19 protein-coding genes are annotated in these 20,039 nt (G+C 57.7%); 4 read left to right on the top strand and 15 right to left on the bottom strand.

Features of this window, described 5'->3' with window-relative positions; all coding sequences use genetic code 11:
- Window positions 1-398 precede the first annotated feature (398 nt).
- A complete protein-coding gene (locus tag KI611_RS18110) occupies window positions 399-1,979 on the bottom strand; it encodes a hypothetical protein (RefSeq protein WP_226417044.1) in 1,581 nt (526 codons plus the stop codon).
- A 532-nt stretch (window positions 1,980-2,511) separates the two neighbouring features.
- On the opposite strand from KI611_RS18110, the gene KI611_RS18105 reads away from it, so the two are divergent.
- The 3 genes from KI611_RS18105 to KI611_RS18095 all read left to right on the top strand — a co-directional run bounded on the left by KI611_RS18105 (window position 2,512) and on the right by KI611_RS18095 (window position 5,593).
- Window positions 2,512-3,981, top strand: coding sequence for a hypothetical protein (locus KI611_RS18105; RefSeq protein WP_226417043.1), 1,470 nt, complete (start codon window positions 2,512-2,514; stop codon window positions 3,979-3,981).
- Window positions 3,982-4,378: 397 nt separating this feature from the next.
- On the top strand, window positions 4,379-4,822 hold the full coding sequence (locus tag KI611_RS18100) for a hypothetical protein (RefSeq protein ID WP_226417042.1): 444 nt from the start codon (window positions 4,379-4,381) through the stop codon (window positions 4,820-4,822).
- Between the two features lie 3 nt (window positions 4,823-4,825).
- Window positions 4,826-5,593, top strand: a complete 768-nt coding sequence (locus tag KI611_RS18095; RefSeq protein WP_226417041.1) for a hypothetical protein — start codon at window positions 4,826-4,828, stop codon at window positions 5,591-5,593.
- 215 nt (window positions 5,594-5,808) lie between these two features.
- Here the strand turns inward: KI611_RS18095 and KI611_RS18090 are convergent, their stop codons facing one another.
- From KI611_RS18090 to KI611_RS18035, 12 genes are all read right to left on the bottom strand, one after another.
- Window positions 5,809-6,225, bottom strand: a complete 417-nt coding sequence (locus KI611_RS18090) for an Hsp20/alpha crystallin family protein (RefSeq protein ID WP_226417040.1) — start codon at window positions 6,223-6,225, stop codon at window positions 5,809-5,811.
- Window positions 6,226-6,293: 68 nt separating this feature from the next.
- Window positions 6,294-6,746 carry a dihydroneopterin triphosphate diphosphatase gene (gene nudB / locus KI611_RS18085; protein WP_226417039.1) on the bottom strand — a complete coding sequence of 151 codons (453 nt, stop codon included), beginning with the start codon at window positions 6,744-6,746 and terminating at the stop codon, window positions 6,294-6,296.
- Window positions 6,743-7,171: a barstar family protein gene (locus KI611_RS18080; protein ID WP_226417038.1), complete on the bottom strand. Its 429-nt coding sequence runs from the start codon at window positions 7,169-7,171 to the stop codon at window positions 6,743-6,745. Before KI611_RS18080 ends, nudB begins: the two co-directional genes overlap by 4 nt.
- 12 nt (window positions 7,172-7,183) lie before the next feature.
- On the bottom strand, window positions 7,184-7,546 hold the full coding sequence (locus KI611_RS18075; RefSeq protein WP_226417037.1) for a ribonuclease domain-containing protein: 363 nt from the start codon (window positions 7,544-7,546) through the stop codon (window positions 7,184-7,186).
- Window positions 7,547-7,551: 5 nt separating this feature from the next.
- Window positions 7,552-9,354 carry an aspartate--tRNA ligase gene (aspS, locus tag KI611_RS18070; protein WP_226417036.1) on the bottom strand — a complete coding sequence of 601 codons (1,803 nt, stop codon included), beginning with the start codon at window positions 9,352-9,354 and terminating at the stop codon, window positions 7,552-7,554.
- A gap of 17 nt (window positions 9,355-9,371) precedes the next feature.
- Window positions 9,372-9,986 (bottom strand): DUF502 domain-containing protein, encoded by a 615-nt coding sequence (locus KI611_RS18065; protein WP_226419944.1) that lies wholly within the window; start codon window positions 9,984-9,986, stop codon window positions 9,372-9,374.
- Window positions 9,986-10,249, bottom strand: coding sequence for an FmdB family zinc ribbon protein (locus tag KI611_RS18060; protein WP_226417035.1), 264 nt, complete (start codon window positions 10,247-10,249; stop codon window positions 9,986-9,988). Before KI611_RS18060 ends, KI611_RS18065 begins: the two co-directional genes overlap by 1 nt.
- 70 nt (window positions 10,250-10,319) lie before the next feature.
- Entirely contained in the window at window positions 10,320-11,168 is an 849-nt protein-coding gene (locus KI611_RS18055; RefSeq protein WP_226417034.1) for a prepilin peptidase, read from the bottom strand.
- Entirely contained in the window at window positions 11,168-12,394 is a 1,227-nt protein-coding gene (locus tag KI611_RS18050; protein WP_226417033.1) for a type II secretion system F family protein, read from the bottom strand. The genes KI611_RS18055 and KI611_RS18050 overlap by 1 nt, the downstream gene beginning before the upstream one ends.
- 14 nt (window positions 12,395-12,408) lie before the next feature.
- On the bottom strand, window positions 12,409-14,124 hold the full coding sequence (gene pilB, locus KI611_RS18045; protein WP_226417032.1) for a type IV-A pilus assembly ATPase PilB: 1,716 nt from the start codon (window positions 14,122-14,124) through the stop codon (window positions 12,409-12,411).
- Window positions 14,125-14,200: 76 nt separating this feature from the next.
- Window positions 14,201-15,472, bottom strand: a complete 1,272-nt coding sequence (locus tag KI611_RS18040; RefSeq protein WP_226417031.1) for an HlyC/CorC family transporter — start codon at window positions 15,470-15,472, stop codon at window positions 14,201-14,203.
- Between the two features lie 3 nt (window positions 15,473-15,475).
- Entirely contained in the window at window positions 15,476-16,315 is an 840-nt protein-coding gene (locus KI611_RS18035) for an inner membrane protein YpjD (protein WP_226417030.1), read from the bottom strand.
- Window positions 16,316-16,344: 29 nt separating this feature from the next.
- Here KI611_RS18035 and ffh point away from each other — a divergent pair, with 29 nt between their 5' ends.
- Entirely contained in the window at window positions 16,345-17,703 is a 1,359-nt protein-coding gene (ffh, locus tag KI611_RS18030; protein WP_226417029.1) for a signal recognition particle protein, read from the top strand.
- On the opposite strand, the gene KI611_RS18025 is transcribed toward ffh, so the two are convergent.
- The gene (locus KI611_RS18025) at window positions 17,704-18,315 is read right to left on the bottom strand and encodes a lytic transglycosylase domain-containing protein (protein ID WP_226417028.1); all 612 of its coding nucleotides are present in this window, start codon (window positions 18,313-18,315) and stop codon (window positions 17,704-17,706) included.
- Window positions 18,303-20,033, bottom strand: a complete 1,731-nt coding sequence (locus tag KI611_RS18020) for a proline--tRNA ligase (protein WP_226417027.1) — start codon at window positions 20,031-20,033, stop codon at window positions 18,303-18,305. Before KI611_RS18020 ends, KI611_RS18025 begins: the two co-directional genes overlap by 13 nt.
- Window positions 20,034-20,039: the final 6 nt, after the last annotated feature.

The following is a 20,039-nucleotide window of genomic DNA, read 5'->3' as shown; positions in this document are numbered from 1 at the left end:
GGTCGTCGAATTCCGGGCGTCCCTGCGGTCCACGGTCGAACACGAAGAGACGGATACCGTCCCCATAGCGTTTTTTCAGGACGGGGAGGAGTGCCTCTAAATAACGCCTGGCCAAGGATTCCGAGGATAGGCAGGCTGAATTGGCGAAATCGCAGAGCTTTGTATTCGCAGAAACGAAGCATTCGTCGTCCACTATCAGGCGCCCAATGTCTAAGTTGGTCGCCACTTTTCCCTGCACCCAGACTGTCCAGCTATTGTACAAGTTGAATTCCCCCTTTTGGCATAACGGCGGTCTCGGCTCAACTCAAAGCGACCAGCAAATGTAGAGATCAACGACAAATCGTGTTGTTGGTCTATTTACTTGAGAGCCGTCCTGCTTATTCAGTAGCAACGTCGAACTATTGGATTAGGCCAGCCGACAACCAGATGCCCCGCAGCAAGCCGACCGAATAACTATAGCGCTCGGAGCACATCCGAAGCGCGATAGCGACCGGTTGACGCTCGGCACGGCCATTCTCACCGTAGTGCAGCACATCTTCCCACTGGGTACAGCCACAGGACCGCCACTGGGCGTTGTTGGCCGTTGAAACCGGGCCGTGCTTCCAGTCATGTGTGTTCGGCTTGCGCGGATAGCTGCCGGCCGCTGTGCGCTCAGACGGCGGAGGAATAATGCGTTGCAGGCTCTCCGGGATTTTCCGGAACTTTGCCTGCTCGGCTTCTTGCTCCCGGCGTTGCTCGATCTCCCGATTACGCTCGGAGGCCAGTTGGGTAAGCGTGACTGTCGCTCGCTGGCGTAACAACACCTCGGCGGGATGATAGAGCCAGCGTTTCCCCGCAACTTCATCCACCACGAGTCGGGCATATTCGCCGCGAGATACCTTGCCGCCCAACTGGCGAATGTCGATCTCCAGCGTCGGCAAATTGTTCTGCCGAATCCGCTGCATCCGTTCTTCAGTGATCGCGTTCGTGACCGTCACTTCAATCAGGATCGGCCCTGCCTCCCATGGAAAGGATTCCCGCATCTGGGCGATCACGTCGGGGCGGGTGCGGCCTATGCCTTTCTCCAGCACCACGTCGTCCAGTTGAACCATTGCGCCAAGATAGCTCTTGCTGGCCGTCAAAGATTCGCCATCCTGCAGCGTAGTGCGTGCCATACTGGTCAGGTCAGGCAATCGAATCCGCTTCTCTTCTTCCAGAATCTGCTTGGCGATCAGGTGCAGCAATGTCTCCCGGTCGGCTGCGCCCCAGTCCAATGCTTGCCTGGCCTCATCAACCGCTTTGTCTTCGGCTTCCTTGGCCAGCGCCTTATCATTCCAGTGCGAGCACCACAGGGCATGCTCGGAGATTATCGTGATCCGCTTGCGCAGTTCGTCTGGTGGCATCCCCGCAAGGGCTGGATCGTCGATGGCCATTACGATGGTCGGGATCAGCGAGGTCGCGCCAAAGTCATGTTGCTGGGCAGCAATCGACCCCTCCAGCACGAGCCGGAAGATTCGGCCGTCGTCGAGCGTGATAACTGCGGCGGTCTTGTCCCGAAACTCGAAACGAGCGACACGCACTGTTTCAGCGGGAGCAACGGCCCATGCATTGTGGTACTGCCCTGACAAACCCTGAACGGCTCCTTCGATTCGCCGCACGGGCAATCGGAGATTGCCTTCACGTTGCAGCATTTCCAGCGCAGCGACCCGAGCCGACAGGATCAGGCATTCATCCTTGGCCGCACCAGCTGGGTGCCGAAATGATGGGCGGCGCTTGTAATTCGGATTTCCGGCATTCACTGCCTGCAAGGGCAGCCCGCAGCTATAACACTCACAGTTGCACGCAGCGCCCGTCTGGTGGGCCTTCAGTTCGCCTATGTAGCGCGGCTCTCCAGTGGTGCGATCCCGCGCCCATGCCATCACCAAATCCTCCAGCAGAGGGCGGTGCCGATCCTCTTGGCCTGATTCGACTATCCAGCTGGTGGAGCTGCTCGTATCCATGTTTGTTGACCAAGAGTCGTGTTGGGTATTCTATAGGAATAAATAGACGAACTTGTTGGTGCCGCTATTGACCAATGGGGCACGTTTCGCCAAAAGCAGGGGCAAATCAGGCGATGGAGGCGGTTTGAACACCAGCCGATTGTAATAACGTATACAGCGGAGCAACGGTAGTACGGGTTCCACGTTCGGCTGTAGGCCTCCTCCCGCGTTCAGAGGAAAGATGTGCTCTTCCGTTAGTTCAGCATTCGGGTCTTCGCAAAGAATGCAGCCTGTAATCATGAGATGAACCTCGGGCGAGCGCTTTCAGCCGATTTGCTAGGCAGTTAGTTGCGGATGAAATAAGCACACCATTTGCATGGATGGACAATTCCGTTAAGATAACAGAACGGTTATCCGATACCGGCCAGTGCGCGTCGCAAAAAGCGATAGGGCGAATCAGGATCTCTCTCGCATCATCAGCATCATCTTTTTCCATTGAGCGTCGCTCTGGAGCGCACACCAGAATCAAAGGCGTTCATATCTGGAGAAAATGATGTCAGACAAAATTGCTTCCTTCCCCGAAGGTTCCGGTAACTTCTATACTTTTGGCGCCCGCCGCATTGGTCGATATCTTGCCAAGCATGGCATGTCGGTTCTCGACGAGCAGGCGCTGCACAAAGCACTGCTGGACCGCTTTGAGGGGATCGATCACCTAGCAGCGGAGCGGCTGCTGGAAAAAGAAGGCAGGTCCGACTGGCACACGGTCGTCGCCGGCGAAGTGGACAGCGATCTATCGGCATATTCGGTCCAGGCCGCACGTACCTTCATCGATGCGCTCGCCTCTGTCCTCAGAGTTTGCGACCGCGAGCGAATCTTCCCCTCTGCGGTTGACCGGCTTCCCGATGGAGTCCGATTGCGGGTAAGCGACAAAACGGTTGCCGAAATCCGCCGGATACATTTCGAACCCTACCAGCACAAACATTGCCAGCGGGTCCAAAACGCCTTGAAGGGCATCCGCACCCATGGTGAAAGTGAACGCATGGCAGCCAGGCTCCGTTCTCTGCCGGGATTCGCTTCCATTGAGTTTCATCTCGACCGCGACCATTACCAAGAGCCGGAAGGTTTCCTGCTACTACCATTCCCTGCCAACTGGGCAACGGCAATGATGCAGGCAATGGCATCGCTGGGCGTCCCGGTGAAACGCCATATTGCCCAGGAATTCGTGGCGCAGTTGTTCGGCGCCAGCAACTGGCAGCATCTGGTCGCCCATGATGGCAAGGCACGCGTGGGAACGATCCCGTTTGCGGTGGCTGGGAACTATACGGATACCGCTGCATGGCGCTATTACCGGACTGCGGGCGAGGCAGTCTGGGCTTTCGGGAATATCCTGGAATCCTGGGATGGCGAACCATTGGTGGTCGATAGCTGCGGAAATGCAACGATGTCGGATGGCTTTTGCGTTGCGGCATCTTTCGCCGATGGGCCAAACGACCATGATCGCGAAGGCTTCCCCGTTTGCACACCGGTCGACCTCCTCGAGCAGGCAAATTCCAACGATTACTACACGCTGGCCGAACAAGTCGCGGCAACCCTGGCTGCAGGCGGCGACCCAATGGCGGTACTCGGCTGGAGCGGCGATTTCGGTAGGAAGATGCTTGCGGCGAATGCCCGCCTTGGATCGACTGGCGACAGGACGCTACAACTCGGCGACTGGTGGTTACGCGTATTTGATGCACATCACAGGGCGTATCTTTCGCTTGAGCAATTTGATGCCGGCAGCGCCCGTACGACGGCGGAAAGCATCGCTCTGTACAAGGCAACCCTGCGCCACGACGCGGAAAACAATGAACTCACGGTGACGAGCGACTATGACAGCGAGGATTTAGCAACGATCCAGAACGTCTCGCTGGAGCAGATCGAACGGCTCCGGCGGATAATTGAGGAGCCAGCCGACAACCCTTCGGCGCCGGCTTCCTGGGGGCGGGGCGATATCCGCGGGCAATGGCCGCCGTTATCTCGCTGACACAGTGGTGAGGGGCCCGGGTAGTGTTTCCGGGGCCCTTCTATTTTTCACCCGGAGTTTACGTCTAGGCCGCCATTGAATGTATGCGAGCGGCCCGTTACGATGGCAGGAATTGGAAGGAAAAAATGAAAAGAGCCCCCGTACGCAATCTCGGCAAAGAGGCAAGTGCCATTGCTCAAATGGATGACCGGAAAGCCCGAATGGCGGCCTATCTGGAAAAAACGCGGCCGGCATTTATGCGGGCCTTAGCCAAATCCAGAGGGCTTGGCTCAGCTGCAAATGGTGTTCTCGCTGGGCCGACGGTGCCTGTAGCCAATAGGTGATTTGCCTGTGTGCGATCCAAGCATCGCCTACAGGCATTGAACATCATCATTAACCGAATCTGAGGAACCCTTTTATGACCGCCATTTACAAGAGGCTGGAATTTAGAACACAACTCGAAGCCCGTTGGGCTGCGTTCTTTGATCTGGCTGGGTGGAAGTGGCATAAAAACCCTGTACCGGTAAATAACTGGTGTCCGGATTTCCGGGTTGAGTTTGAATGTGACCATTCCGAGTGCGACGGTTCTCACTCGCTTCTAGTTGCCGTTCTGCCAATATCAAAAATTGAGGAATTTCAATTCCACCCATGCTTGTCTTATGCCTACGGAGTCTCGGTAGCAGATCAGGGGGCAAGTCGCATCACGGAAGATGGCGGCGCGGCATTTGGCACGGGGCCAACTGTAACGCGATGGGAGATTTCTCATGGATCAGGAGGCGGAGTCGAAGACATATATTTCAGAGTTCCGAACGCTGACGAGTTATGGCTGAAAACAGAAAAACTTGTAGCCACACTCCCGTAACTAATGGGTATCTCCCTCAACCGTATGTCAGTCACTGGGCTCTATATGGCCGACCGAGTACGCCACTCGGCTATCCCGTATGTAAAAGCATTTGGCCGGTACGTGATGGAAGATGCTGTGCCCGTCTTCGCAAATTTGTCAGAAAGAGCCGATGCAATCGCTGATCTCGAATTCAAACGTCTTGGCGAACAACCAGCGGGAGAGGACTGGGATGGCGACATGAGCATCGCGGCAGAAGCGGCAGAAGACAAGGGCCAAATCTTCTACGACACCATGGTCGCCATCCGTCAAACTAGCCTGAACCTGTTTGCCGCAGGGCTATTTCATCTGCTTGAACAGCAGTTGGCCGATCTGTGCCGAGACGGCGCTTTCTCGATCGCACCACCACGCGACACAAAACTCGATGAGGTATCGGACTGGTACAGCAATAATTTCAGGCTCGATTTACGCAATCTTTCCGCCTGGCCGAAGATCAACCAGCTTCGCCTACTTGCGAATTCTGTGAAACACGGCGAAGGAAAATCGGCTGTAGAGTTGCGCGCTATCCGCCCAGACCTATTTCAGAATCCACACCTAAGTGGATTTTTTCGAGACTTTCCCAAGATGAATATCGCCCAAGCCGTGCGGCTGCCGTTGGCCGGCGAAGACATCTTCGTTACGACCAAGGTTTTCTCGGAGTTCAGCGAGGCAGCAAATTCCTTGTTTGCCGAGATCGCTGAATATTTCGTGGCCCATAAAGATGCGCACTATCTTGTGGGATCAATAGGCTAGGGGCCTGCTTCTAACCAGGCCTCCTCACAACCTCACCCGGCAGATAGACGAAGCTCTCGAAAGCCCAGCATGGTGGGCCTCCTGCTTAGGATTTTTCAGCGAAATTGAGAAAGGCAGTTGGGGTTAGTCTCAGAATTTTTTGATAAGTATCTGAATGGCTGCGAGTTCATTTTCGTCGAATTTTGAGAACCTACATGCGTCTTGGGCGGTCTCGCCTATTCGATGTTCAGGCGTTTGTTCGGGCTGGCCGTCCGTTTGGGCAAGGCCAATTCGAGTACGCCATCGGTGAATTTTGCCACCGCCTTGGCATCGTCGATTTCCTGCCCGAGTTGGAAAGAGCGGGCAACCCGGCCGAAATAGCGTTCCGAACGAAGCAGGCGCTCACCTTCCCGGGTTTCCTTCTCCTGCTTGACTTCGGCGCTGATCGAAACCTGATTGCCATCGACAACGACGTGGATGTCTTCCTTTTTGACGCCGGGTAATTCGGCATGGATCAGGTAATTCTCGCCTTGTTCCCTGACATCCAGTTTGATCGATGGCGGTTGTTGCGTCTGGCCGTTGAATTCGACGGGGCGAACGAAGAAGCCGCGGAAAAGATCGTCGAGCGGGTCGAGTCGGGTGATGTTTGCCATGGTGGGTCTCCTTTGTGGATCAAATCATTGCAATCCAAATATAGGGTGCCCCGGCGAGCTTTCAAGAGCTAATTTTTGCGTTTGACATGCTCGGGCAACAGCAGGATGGCGTCCCGGTTGCTCCACGAAAAACAGCGTTCGGCGGCGGCTTGCCAAGGCATCCAGGTCCAGTCGCGGTGCTCGTCGGGGGCCGTGGTGATGGCAATACGCTGCGGTAGCTGCAGGCCGAACACGTGCTCGGTGTTCTCGGTGACGCCTGGCCCATAGCGATGGCGCCATTCGGCAAAAATCTCGAAGGTATTGGTGATCTGCCAGTCGTCGACGGGATACTCAACTGTATCGATCCCGGTTTCTTCGCCAACTTCGCGGCGGGCGGTGTCGATCAGGATCTCATCGCCTTCGCGGCTGCCGGTGACCGACTGCCAGAAGCCAGGGTGTGCCGAGCGTTCGAGCAACAACACGTCAAGGGCGGCGGTGTAGATGACCACCAATACCGATACTGGCTGCTTGAACCCGCTCATTTCGTCGGCAGGGCCGTGAGGCCCCGGGCAGGCGTGTCGAGCAAGATCCAGAATGGCGTGCCGGATTCTCGGCGGGCTTCGGTTGCCGCCTGAAAAACCTCGACTAACGTGACGAAGTGTTCGGGATCGGCGAGGCGCAGGCTGTCGAGTCCGTCGATTAACAATACGTGGCCGGCGCCTGGTTGCCAGTCGCTGTCGGTCAGGCAGTCGTAAAGCGCATCCAGGTTGGCACCGTACCAAATCGGGAAGCGCAGGGCATTGCCCAACTGCTGTAAAACCTGGGCCATGGTTCGGCATTCGATCAGGTTGACGGAAAGCGTCTGAAAATGCAGCTTGCCGGCTGTTCTTTCGATGGCTTCACGGCGCGTCGAAGGAAGATGATAAAGGCCTGCCTTGCCGGTATCCTTCAGGAGCTTGTCGCTCATCGTCGCTGTGTCCTATTCCCGTATGCGCCGGAAGGACCGGTAGTGATCGTCGGTGTAGTAATACTCGTCGTCACGCCCGGCAATAATGCGGCGCGGGCCGCGATCGCTCCGCCATGGCGTCTTTACGGTGTATTCGTGGTAATAGCCACGTTGGCGCAGGGGGAGCCGTTTCTCGAAATTGCCGAAGACAATGCCGTCGCGCGGGTAGGGAAACGGCCCGCCAGTCTTGATCAGGGTAAGCGTCTGCCGGGCTTCGCGCGGCAACTCGGACAAGCCAACAGTGTCGACCGTTGGCTGGTCGTGACCGAAGCTAAAACCGTATGCGCTCCCGATCGCCAGCCAGAGGACGATCAGAAAGCGCAGCCAGTTTTTCATCGGGTTCAGGCTGGGCCGACTTCGACCTGGGTGTCGACCTTTTGACGCAAGCGGATGTGCAGTTCGCGTAGTTGCTTCTCGTCGACGCCGGATGGCGCATCGGTGAGCAGGCACTGGGCGCGCTGGGTCTTCGGGAAGGCAATGACATCACGGATCGACTCGGCGCCGGTCATCATCGTGACGATGCGGTCCAGGCCGAAGGCCAGACCGCCGTGCGGCGGTGCGCCGTACTTCAGCGCGTCGAGTAAGAAGCCGAACTTGGCCTGCTGTTCTTCCGGGCCGATGTTGAGCGCCTGGAAGACGGTTTCCTGAACTTCCGAGCGGTGGATACGCACCGAGCCGCCGCCGATTTCCCAGCCGTTCAGCGCCAGGTCGTAGGCCTTGGCCAGGCACTTGCCCGGATCGGTCTTGAGCAGCGCGACGTGTTCGTCCTTCGGGCTGGTGAAGGGGTGGTGACAGGCGGTCCACCGCTTGTCTTCCTCGTCGTACTCGAACATCGGGAAGTCGACGACCCACAGCGGCTCCCAGGCCTTGCCATTGACGAAGCCCTTTTCGTGGCCGATCTTGGTACGCAGGGCGCCGAGTGCGTCATTGACGACCTTGGCCTTGTCGGCGCCAAAGAAGATCAGGTCGCCGGATTGGGCGCCAGTACGCTCGACGATGGTCTTCAGTGCGGCTTCATGCAGGTTCTTGACGATCGGGCTTTGCAGGCCGGTTTCATTTAGTTGCGTGACGTCATTGACCTTGATGTAGGCCAGGCCCTTGGCGCCGTAGATGCCGACAAACTTGGTGTATTCGTCGATTTCGCCGCGCGTCAGGCTGGCGCCGCCGGGAATGCGCATGGCGGCGACACGGCCGTTTTCGCTGTTGGCGACGCCGGCAAAGACCTTGAAGGAGACATCCTTGACGGCATCGGTGACTTCGGTCAGTTCGAGCGTGACGCGCAGGTCCGGCTTGTCGGAGCCGAAGCGCCCCATCGCTTCGGCGTAGGTCATGCGCGGGAAAGGTGCCGGCAGGTCGACGTCGATTGCGTCCTTGAAAACGTAGCGGATCAATTCCTCGATCAGCGCGGTGATGGCGTCCTCGGTCATGAACGAGGTTTCGATATCGACCTGGGTGAATTCCGGCTGGCGGTCGGCGCGCAGATCCTCGTCACGGAAGCATTTGACGATCTGATAGTAGCGGTCGTAGCCGGCGACCATCAGCAATTGCTTGAATAGTTGCGGCGATTGCGGCAGCGCGAAAAACTGTCCAGGGTGGACGCGCGACGGGACGAGATAGTCGCGGGCGCCTTCCGGGGTGGACTTGGTCAGCATCGGGGTTTCGATGTCGATGAAGCCGTGGCCGTCGAGGAAGCGGCGGAAGGCGCGCGCCGTTTTGTAGCGCAGCATCATGTTGTTTTGCATCTGCGGGCGACGCAGGTCGATAACGCGATGTAGCAGGCGGACATTCTCCGAGAGATTGTCTTCGTCGAGTTGGAAGGGGGGCGTTACCGAGGGATTCAGAACTTCGATTTCATGGCAGAGGATTTCGATTTCGCCGGAAGCCAGGTTGGCATTGGTCGTGCCAGCCGGGCGCGGGCGCACTTTGCCGGTGATCTTCAGGCAGAACTCGTTGCGGACCGATTCGGCGATCTGAAAAGAGTCAGCGCGATCCGGGTCGCAAACAATCTGGGCCAGGCCTTCGCGGTCGCGCAGGTCGATAAAGATGACGCCGCCGTGGTCGCGACGGCGATGGGCCCAGCCGCACAGGGTGACGATTTGCCCGTCGAGGGAGGCGTTGAGTTGTCCGCAATAATGGGTACGCATGAAACTTTCCGTTTGATTCAGGTATTGGTAATGACACGCGGGTGCGGCGGCGGCGCCACGACACCCATCGAGATGATGTATTTGAGAGCTTCGTCAACAGACATTTCGAGTTCCACGACCTCGTTGGCCGGCATCATCAGGAAAAAACCCGAGGTCGGATTGGGGGTAGTCGGAACGTAGACGCTGACGTATTCGCCTGGCAGGTGGTTAACGAGATCACCGCCCGGTTGTCCGGTCATGAAAGCAATGGTCCAGCTTCCGTAGCGCGGATATTGAACCAGCAGTGCTTTGCGGAAGGCATTTCCGTTGGGGGCAAACAGCGTGTCGGACACCTGCTTGACGCTCTTGTAGACGGTGTTGACGACGGGAATTCGGGAGAGCAGCTTGTCCCACAAGCCAACCAGTTTCTGGCCGATGAAATTGGCCGCCAGCAATCCGGTGAGCAGGATCATGGCCAGCGTAAGCAGCGCGCCTACGCCGGGAATGGCAAAGCCAACGATGTTTTGCGGATGAATCGCTTCCGGCAACAGGCGTAATGATTGGTCAAGGGTGCTGACGATCAGCGACAGCACCCAGCCGGTGATGACCAAGGGCACCCAGATCAGGAGCCCGGTGATGAAGTAGCGTTTGATCAACTGGCCGCGCACGGAGTACATGCTCCTGAACCGCCCTGGCAAGGCGGCGTACTATCTGCTTTGGGCGCAGGCTTGTTACCACCTTTGAAGTCGGTGGCATACCAGCCATTGCCCTTGAGGTGGAAGCCGGCGGCCGAGAGCAGCTTGGTATAGCTTTCCTTGCCACAGGCGGGGCAGGTCGTAAGCTGCGGGTCGCTCATCTTTTGCAGATGCTCTTTCTGGGAGCCGCAGGAGTCGCAGCGATATTCGTAAATCGGCATGGGAATCCTCCAAAACCTTGAATTATAACCGAGAGTCGGAATTGCTTATATCAGGGCGGGGCGCCTGATTTCAAGCGAGCAAACCGAGATAGCTGCGGGTCAACTGCGGCCCCCAAAACAGGGCAATGCCGCCAGCGGCGGCAAGGTAGGGGCCGAACGGAATCGGTACGTTGCGGCCATGGCGGGCGGCAACGATCAGGCTGATGCCGACAATCGCACCGACCACCGAGGAGAGCAGGATGATGGCAGGCAGCATCGACCAGCCCAGCCAGGCACCGAGCGCAGCCAGCAACTTGAAGTCGCCATAGCCCATGCCTTCCTTTCCGGTCGCCAGCTTGAATAGCCAGAATACCGACCACAGCGCGAGATAGCCAGCCATGGCGCCAATCACGGCAGACTGAAGGTCGACATAGGTGGTGGCAATGTTGAAGGCCAGGCCCAGCCAGAGCATAGGGAGCGTGATGCTGTCGGGGAGCAATTGGGTATCGAGGTCGATAGCGGCAAGGGCAATCAGTGACCAGAGCAGAGCCAGCGCACCGACCGTCTGTATCGTCGGTCCGAAATGCCAAGCCGCGTAAGCCGATAACAGGCCGGTCAGAAGTTCGATCAGGGGGTAACGAAAGGAAATCGCGGCGTTGCAGCCAGAGCATTTGCCGCGCAGCAACAGATAACTTAGGACAGGAATGTTTTCAAATGCTGTAATCGAGTGTCCGCAAGCCGGACAGCGGGAGCGCGGCTTGGCCAGCGACAACGCTGCCGCAGTCGGCGCAGGCTCACCCCGTAAATCGGCGCATTGAGCCTGCCACTCCTGTTCCATCATCTTGGGCAGGCGATGAATGACCACATTGAGAAAACTGCCGACGCACAAACCGAGCAGCCCAGCCATGGCAGCCAAGCCGCCCAGTGATTCAGGAAGCATCAGACGACTGCACCCAGTTTGAAGATCGGCAGGTACATGGCGACGACCATGCCGCCGATCAGCGTGCCGAGGATGACCATGATGATCGGCTCCATCAGGCTGGACATCGCCTCGACGGCATCGTCGACTTCCGCCTCGAAGAAGTCGGCAACCTTGGAAAGCATTGAGTCGAGCGCTCCTGATTCCTCGCCGATGGCAACCATTTGGGTCACCATGTTGGGAAATAGATTTACATTCTGCATCGAGATGGTCAGGCTGGTGCCGGTGGACACTTCGCTCTGTATCTGCTTGGTGGCCACCTTGTAAACGTGGTTGCCCGCCGCGCCACCAACGGAGTCGAGCGACTCGACCAGCGGCACGCCCGCGGCAAACATCGTAGCCAGAGTGCGGGTCCAGCGGGCTATTACCGATTTGCGGATGATGTCGCCAAAAATTGGCATACGAAGAAGTAGGCGATCCATGGTCATTTGAACCTTTTCCGAACGCTTCCAGCTTTCGAAGAGGGCATAAAAACCGCCGCCGATGGCACCAAAAATCGCCCACCAGTAGGCCACGAAAAAATCGGAGATAGCCATGACGATGAGTGTCGGTGCCGGCAAATCCGCCCCGAAACTCTTGAATACTTCCTTGAATGCCGGAATGACGAAAATCATGATCACAGCTGTGATAACGATTGCGACGACGATAATGGCGATTGGGTAGAACAGAGCGGATTTGATCTTGCTTTTGATGGCAATGATCTTTTCCTTGTAAGTGGCCAGGCGGTCAAGCAGGGTGTCGAGAATGCCGGCCTGTTCGCCGGCGGCAACCAGATTGCAATAAAGCGCATCGAATTGCAGGGGGAATTTCCGGAATGCCTGAGAAAGCGAACTGCCCGTCTCGACGTCAGCCTTGATGTCAAGCAGCAGTTTGCCAACTGCCGGATTCGAGTGTCCGCGACCAACGATGTCGAAGGCTTGTAACAGCGGAACCCCCGATTTCATCATGGTCGCCAGTTGGCGGGTAAATAACGAGATGTCCTTGTCGGTGATCTTGCCGCCGCTCTTGAAGCGAACCTTTTTGACCTTGGTGTTGGTTATGCCCTGTCGGCGCAGCGTGGTTTGCACCACCGATTCGCTGGCGGCGCGGATTTCACCCCGTACGGTCTTGCCATCCTTGTTGCGGCCTTCCCAAAGGAAGGCGCTTTCCTTGACTCCCGAGGCTCTCGGTTTTGCGGCGGTAGCCATATGTCTTCCTTCCCCTATACGTTGGTCGTGCTCAATACCTCGTCAAGCGAGGTCACGCCCTGTTTTACTTTAAGCAATCCTGATTCGCGCAAATCCTTGACACCTTCTGCCTTGGCTTGGCGGGCGAGGTCGAGGGAATTGGCGCCGCTCATGATCAAGCGCTGCATGGCTTCGGAGATCGGCATTACCTGATAGATGCCGACCCGTCCCTTGAAGCCGCTGCCCTTGCACCGATCGCAGCCGCCGGGACCATAGAGGGTCCAGGAGCCATCTAGGTCAGCCTCCTTGTAACCAGCGTCAAGCAGGGCCTGGTTCGGTACGGTCATTGGCTTTTTGCAATTGCATAGGCGCCGGGCCAGCCGCTGCGCCGTGATCAACTGGATGCTGGAAGCAATGTTGAAGGTCGGAACCCCCATGTTCATCAAACGGGTCAGCGTCTGCGGGGCGTCGTTGGTGTGTAGGGTGGACAGTACCATGTGGCCGGTCTGGGCGGCCTTGATGGCGATTTCGGCCGTTTCGAGGTCGCGGATTTCGCCGACCATGATGATGTCGGGATCCTGCCGCAGGAATGCCTTGAGTGCGACGGGGAAGGTTAGACCGGCGCGGTCGTCGACGTTGACCTGATTGACGCCAGGCAGATTGATTTCGGCCGGGTCTTCGGCGGTCGAAATGTTAACCCCGTCCTTGTTCAGGATATTCAGGCAGGTGTAAAGCGAAACGGTCTTGCCGGAGCCGGTCGGTCCGGTTACCAGAACCATGCCGTATGGACGGTTGACGGCATCGAGCAGGGCAACTTTCTGTTCCGGCTCGTAGCCGAGGGCTTCGATACCCAAGGTCGCCGAAGTCGGGTCAAGAATACGCAGCACAATTTTCTCGCCCTGCAGCGTGGGCAGTGTGCTGACCCGGAAATCGATCGCCCGTGTCTTGGATAAGACCAGTCGCATCCGACCGTCCTGGGGGACGCGCTTCTCGGCAATATTCAGGCGGGAAATGACCTTGATCCGGGAGGCAACTTTTTCCTTGATTGCCAGCGGAGGTGTGGCGATTTCACGCAAGATGCCATCAACCCGGAAGCGGATACGGTAAAACTTTTCGTAGGGTTCGAAATGGATGTCCGATGCGCCATCGTTGATCGCATCCAGGAGCATTTTCTGAATGAATTTGACTACTGGCGCATCATCGATGTCCTGGCCGGCAGCTTCATCTGCCTTTGCCACTGACTCTTCGTCAAGGAAGTCCAGATTGATGTCGTCGGCACCCAGATTCTTCAGCGTGTCGGCAGCTGATTCCGCGTACTTGGCAACCAGCGGGGTCAGTTTCGGATGCTCGACGACAATTGGGTCGACGGCAAGGCCGGTCTGGAAGCGGATCTCGTCCAGCGCCCGCAGATTGGTCGGGTCGGCAATGGCCACCGACAGCCGGTTGCCGCGTTTGTTGAGTGGAATGACCTTGTGCGTTGAAATCAGCTTGCGGTCGATTGCATTTGCCGGAATGTGCGCTTCATCGAAAGCGGCGAGATCGAGCAGCGGATAACCGAAGGTGTCAGAGACAAAACGTGCAATATCAAGCGCCGATGCTTTCTGGCTGGCGATGATCTGCTCGATCAGCGATGTTTTGGCGCTGTTGGCTTGGGACAGCAACTGTTCGGCCTCTGCCTCCTTGAGTTGCCCGGCCTGGACAAGGGCACGCGCCAGGCCGCTAAGAGGAGGGTTTTGCGGGGTTGCTGCCATTGATTATTGTCAAATGCCGATTAGATCGCCCGATAATGCTACGCAGGCGATGGTTTGTAAAGGCTGGGCCGGTGGCCTAGCTTGTCTCCGGACGGTAAATGCGAACGGTGATCACGCTGCGGTCCTGGGTCTGAAGAACCTCGACAGGTATTCCGTTGAGCTTGAGGCTCAAGCCCGATTCCGGTATGTCCTGAAAATGCTCCAGGATCAAGCCATTCAGTGTTTTCGGGCCGTCGAGCGGAAAGTCCAGGTCGAGCATGCGATTGATGTCGCGCAACGGGCGCGAGCCTTCGACGATGGCATCGTCCTCCGCTGACCATTTGAGCTCATGCCCGAGGCCCGGCAAGGAAGTGGTGAAATCGCCGACAAACTCTTCGATGATGTCCTCCAGTGTCAGCAGGCCGAGAATGTCGCCGTATTCATCGACGACAAAGCCGATCCGCTGGCGGTTTTCCTGGAAAAAAGTCAGTTGCGAGAAAATTGCCGTGCCAGCCGGTATGTAGTACGGGGCTTGCAGTTGCGACATCAGGGCGGCTTCGTCGAATTCCGGGTCGCCAAGGCTGGCGAGCAGGCGCCGTACCGGTAATATGCCGACGAGTTGGTCGAGCGATTCGCGACAGGTCGGCAGGCGGCTGTGATGACTGGTCGCCAGTTGCGTCCGTACTTCGTTCCAGGGAAGATCAAGGTCGAGTATCTCGATGCTGCCGCGCGGCGTCATTACGTCTTCGACGGTGATGTTGTTGAGTTCGAAGAGGCTGGAAAGGATGGCGCGGTGTTTTTGGGGAATGACGTGCGATGATTCGAGAACCAAGCTGCGCAATTCCTCCGGGGATAGCTGGGTTGCTTCGCCCGAGTTGTTTGGGGTCAGGCGAAATAGCTGGAGCAGGCCGCTGACGAACAGATTGATGAACCAGACTGCGGGATAAAACAGCCGGAGGAGCGGGGTGAGCACATGGCCGAGCATCACCGCAAGGCGGTCGGCATACGTCGCACCAATGATTTTCGGGGTGATTTCCGAGAATACTAGGATGGCGAAAGTGACGGCCAACGTCCCGGCCCCCAGCGCCCATTTTTCATCACCGAACAACGCGATAGTAATGACGCTGACCAGGGTTGCGGCAGCGGAATTGACCAAGTTGTTGCCAAGCAGGATAACGCCCAGCATTTTGTCGGTTTGGTTGAGCAGGGCGAGTGCCTTTGCTGCGCCGTGGTGACCTGATTGGGCCTGGTGGCGCAACCGAAAGCGGTTGGAAGCCATCATCGCGGTTTCGCTGAGGGAGAAAAAACCAGACAGGGCGAGCAAAACGACGAGTACTGTCAGCAGTACCGATAGCGGGATTTCATCCACGAATCAGAGGCGACCGAGAATTACTTCAGCAACGAAGCGGCTGCCGATATAGGCGAGAATCAGCAGGGCGAAGCCGGTCAACGTCCAGCGCAGCGCCCGCTTGCCGCGCCAACCCCAGGCATGGCGGCCAATCAGCAGGGTTGCAAAAATTCCCCATGAGGCAAAAGCAAACAGGGTTTTGTGATCAAGGGTGAGTGGCTTGCCGAACAACGCTTCGGAGAAAAATACGCCACTGCCCACCGTCAGGGTGAGCAAGATGAAGCCAAGAAGCAGCATCCTGAACAGCAGTGACTCCATTGTCAGAAGGGGCGGCAGGCTGCTCAGGCTGCGATTCAGCGAACGCTTGTGCAGGGCGCTTTCGGTAAACCCCATAAAAATGGCATGCAGAGCCGATAGCGTCAGCAGGCTGTAGGCCAGCATCGCGGCCAGAAAATGAAGCTTGAAACCGGTGGTGCTGGCATGGGCAACCAGATGGACGTGCGGAAAGACAACCGGCAGAGCGGCGCATAGTGCGGCCAAGGGAAGCACCATGGGTTGCAGGCCTTCCATCCGCGACATGAAACTTTCCAGCCAGTAGATCAGCACTGCAAGCCACATCATCAGCGACAGTGCGAAGCTGAACGAAAAGCGCATGCCACTATCGGCAAACAGTGCGTCGTACAGTCCAAAGGCATGAACAACCAGCGCTACGGCAATGGCGGTACGTTCCCAAGCTTGCATGGGGCAGGCAACGCACTGGTTTTCGTGCTCGCGCCAGCGGGTGTTCCAGAAATGGAAACCGAGAACCCCGTAGATCAGAGCAGCGAGAATGTGCGGCAGAAGCTGAATTACAATGTCGACCATCCTTGAATTCTACTAGAAGCCTATTTGACATGCTCGATAACCTGACTACACGCCTTGCCCGCGTCATGAAGACGCTGAAGGGCGAAGCCCGCCTGACCGAATCGAATATTACCGACGCGCTGCGCGAGGTGCGTATGGCGCTGTTGGAGGCGGACGTCGCGTTGCCGGTGGTCAAGGACTTCATTGCCGCGGTCAAGGAAAAGGCGGTAGGTGAGGCGGTGATCGGCTCGCTCAGCCCCGGCCAGGCGCTGATCGGTGTGGTCCATGCCGAGCTGACCAAAATCATGGGCGATGCCCATGAAGGCATCAACTTCAATACCCAGCCACCGGCCATCGTGCTGATGGCCGGCTTGCAGGGGGCCGGCAAGACGACCACCGTTGGCAAGTTGGGCAAGTTTCTAAAGGAGAACCACAAAAAGAAGGTACTGGTGGTTTCCTGTGACGTCTATCGACCAGCTGCTATCGAACAGTTGAAGTCGGTCGCCGGGCAGGCCGGTGTCGATTTCTTCCCGTCGACCATCGGGGAGAAACCTGAGGCTATCGCCCTGGCCGCGGTAGATTGGGCCAAGCGGCATTATCACGACGTCCTGCTGGTCGACACGGCCGGTCGTTTGGCCATCGACGAAGAAATGATGTCGGAAATCAAGCGCCTGCACGCTGCGGTCAAGCCGATAGAGACGCTTTTCGTGGTCGATGCCATGCTTGGCCAGGATGCGGTCAATACCGCCAAGGCATTCAATGAGGCATTGCCGCTGACCGGTGTCGTGTTGACCAAGCTGGATGGCGATTCACGGGGCGGCGCAGCGTTGTCTGTGCGTCATGTCACCGGCAAGCCGATCAAGTTTGCTGGCGTCGGTGAGAAGCTCAGTGGGTTGGAGGCCTTCCATCCGGAGCGAATGGCATCCCGTATTCTGGGTATGGGCGACGTCCTGTCGCTGATCGAGGACGCCCGCAAGGGCCTGGATGAGGAAAAGGCAGTCGCCTTTGCCAAGAAGCTCAAGTCGGGCAAGGGTTTTGACCTCAACGACTTCAAGGAACAAATGGCCCAGATGCGCAACATGGGCGGTCTGTCGGCGCTGATGGACAAGATGCCGGCGCAGATTGCTCAAGTCGCCGGACAACTGCCGGCCGGGGCCGAAAACAAGATGGTTGGTCGGGTCGAAGGCATCATCAACTCGATGACGCCAACCGAGCGCGCCAAGCCGGAACTGATCAAGGCCAGCCGCAAGCGCCGGATTGCCATGGGGGCGGGCGTTCAGGTGCAGGATGTCAATCGTCTGCTCAATCAGTTCGAGCAGACTCAGAAGATGATGAAGCAGTTTTCCAAGGGCGGCATCGGCAAGTTGATGCGCGGCATGAAAGGCATGTTGCCCGGTATGGGGCGCTGATCACCGTCCGGCTTGGGCGAGCCGGGCCGGATTCTCGTAACCCCACTGATTCAGCCATGCGGCGCGTACCATGTTCGGGTATTCGGGCTTGCCCAGGCTGCCGTTATAACGCCCGAGGGCGCGGTAAAGGTCGCCTTTCTCGATGTCGAGATAGTGCCGCAGAATGGTGCAGCCATAGCGCAGGTTGGTGCGCAGGTCGAACAGGCTGTTTTCCGGTAGGCCAATCAGTTTGACCCAGAACGGCATGACCTGCATGTAGCCGCGGGCGCCGGCCGACGACACGGCATACTTCCGGAAGCCGGATTCGACTTGCATCAGCCCGAGTACCAGTTGCGGATCAAGTCCGGCGCGGGTTGCTTCGTAATGGACACTGCGTAACAGATCAATCCGGTAGTCGCGGTTCGGAATGCGTTTTTCCAGCCGACGCGACATTTCGCCCAGCCAGTCTGCCGCCTCAATCGAGCTCTTGAATGAGCTGACCGAGGGGCGGGAGTCGGAAACGGCCTTGTGCAGGGCGGCCTGAACGCTGGTCGAGAGCTGCTCATATTTCTGTGCGCCGGCATAGGCTGCCGACGCACTGATCAGGCAGATGGCCGCAATCAGGCGGCGCACAACTTTCCTTTGAGGATGTCCACGGCATCGCCTTGGGCAATCATCGTGGCTTCGGCGTCGAGGCGGCCCTTGTATTCGAGCTGACCTTCCTTGAGGCCACGTTCGCCGATCACGATGCGATGCGGAATGCCGATCAGCTCCATGTCGGCAAACATCACACCGGGCCGCTCGTTACGGTCGTCGAGCACGACATCGATAGCGGCAGCCCTGAGTTCGCCGTACAACTGGTCGGCCGCAGCCTTGACGGCCTCGCTCTTGTGATAGCCCATGGGGACGATGCAGACCGCAAAAGGCGCGATGGTGGCCGGGAGAATGATGCCTTTGTCGTCGTTGCCCTGCTCGATGGCGGCGCCAACAATGCGCGAGACGCCAATGCCATAGCAGCCCATTTCCATGATCTGGCTCTTGCCGTTTTCGTCCAGGTAGGCACAGTTCAGCGCCGTCGCGTATTTCTGGCGCAACTGGAAGATATGGCCGACTTCAATGCCGCGCAGGATATCCAGCTTGCCCTTGCCATCAGGCGATGCGTCGCCGGCGACGACATTACGGATATCGGCCACTTCCGGTTCCGGCAAATCGCGGCCAAAATTGACGCCGGTCAGGTGAAAGCCGGCCACGTTGGCGCCACAGATGAAGTCGCTCATTGTCGCCACGGAACGGTCAGCAAAAATTGCCACTTTCTTGGTGTCGACCGCAACCGGTCCGATAAAACCGGGCTTGCAGCCGAGACTCTCGATTACTTCAGCTTCCGTGGCGAATCGGAACGGTGAAAGTGCGGCAATCTTGCTTGCCTTGATTTCATTGAGTTCGTGATCGCCGCGCAGCAACAGCAGGGCAAAGGTCGTGCTGCCATCCTCTTTCTCGCTGACCACGGCAATCGATTTGACGATCTTGTCGAGTCCCGTACCAAGAAATTCAGCAACGTCGGCGCAAGCCATCTTGCCCGGTGTGGCGATTTTTTCCATGGTCATCGCGGCAGCTGCGCGCGGGGTTGTCGGGCTGAGCGCCTCGGCCAGTTCGACGTTGGCGGCGTAGTCGGAATCCGGGCAGTAGGCGATATCGTCCTCGCCCGAGTCAGCCAGGACGTGGAACTCATGCGAGCCGGTGCCGCCGATTGAGCCGGTGTCGGCGGCTACGGCACGGAATTTCAGGCCTAGGCGGGTGAAGATCCTGCTGTAGGTTTCGTACATGTTTTGATATTCGCGCTGCAAGTCAGCAAACGATGCATGGAACGAGTAGCCATCCTTCATCAGGAATTCACGGCCACGCATGACACCAAAGCGGGGACGGATCTCGTCACGGAACTTGGTTTGAATCTGGTACAGATGGATCGGCAGTTGACGATAACTTTTCACATCGCGCCGTACCACATCGGTAATGACCTCTTCGTGCGTCGGGCCAATGACGAATTCGCGCTGATGGCGGTCCTTGAAACGCAGCAGTTCCGGGCCGTATTGCTCCCAGCGGCCGGATTCCTGCCATAGTTCGGCGGGCTGAACGGCGGGCATCAACAATTCCAGGGCGCCGGCGTTGTTCATCTCCTCGCGGACAATGTTTTCTACCTTGCGCAAGACGCGCAGTCCGAGTGGCATCCAGGTGTAAATGCCAGCCGCGGCGCGTTTGATATAACCGGCGCGCAGCATCATTTTCTGACTGATGACTTCGGCGTCGGTCGGAGCTTCTTTGAGAGTGGTGAAAAAGAACTGCGAAGTGCGCATGGGATG

The sequence above is a fragment of the Dechloromonas denitrificans genome, from assembly GCF_020510685.1.
GTDB classification, from domain to species: Bacteria; Pseudomonadota; Gammaproteobacteria; order Burkholderiales; family Rhodocyclaceae; genus Azonexus; species Azonexus denitrificans_A.
The sequence above is the reverse complement of the archived record's forward strand: the minus strand, read 5'-3'. Positions and strand labels throughout refer to the sequence as shown.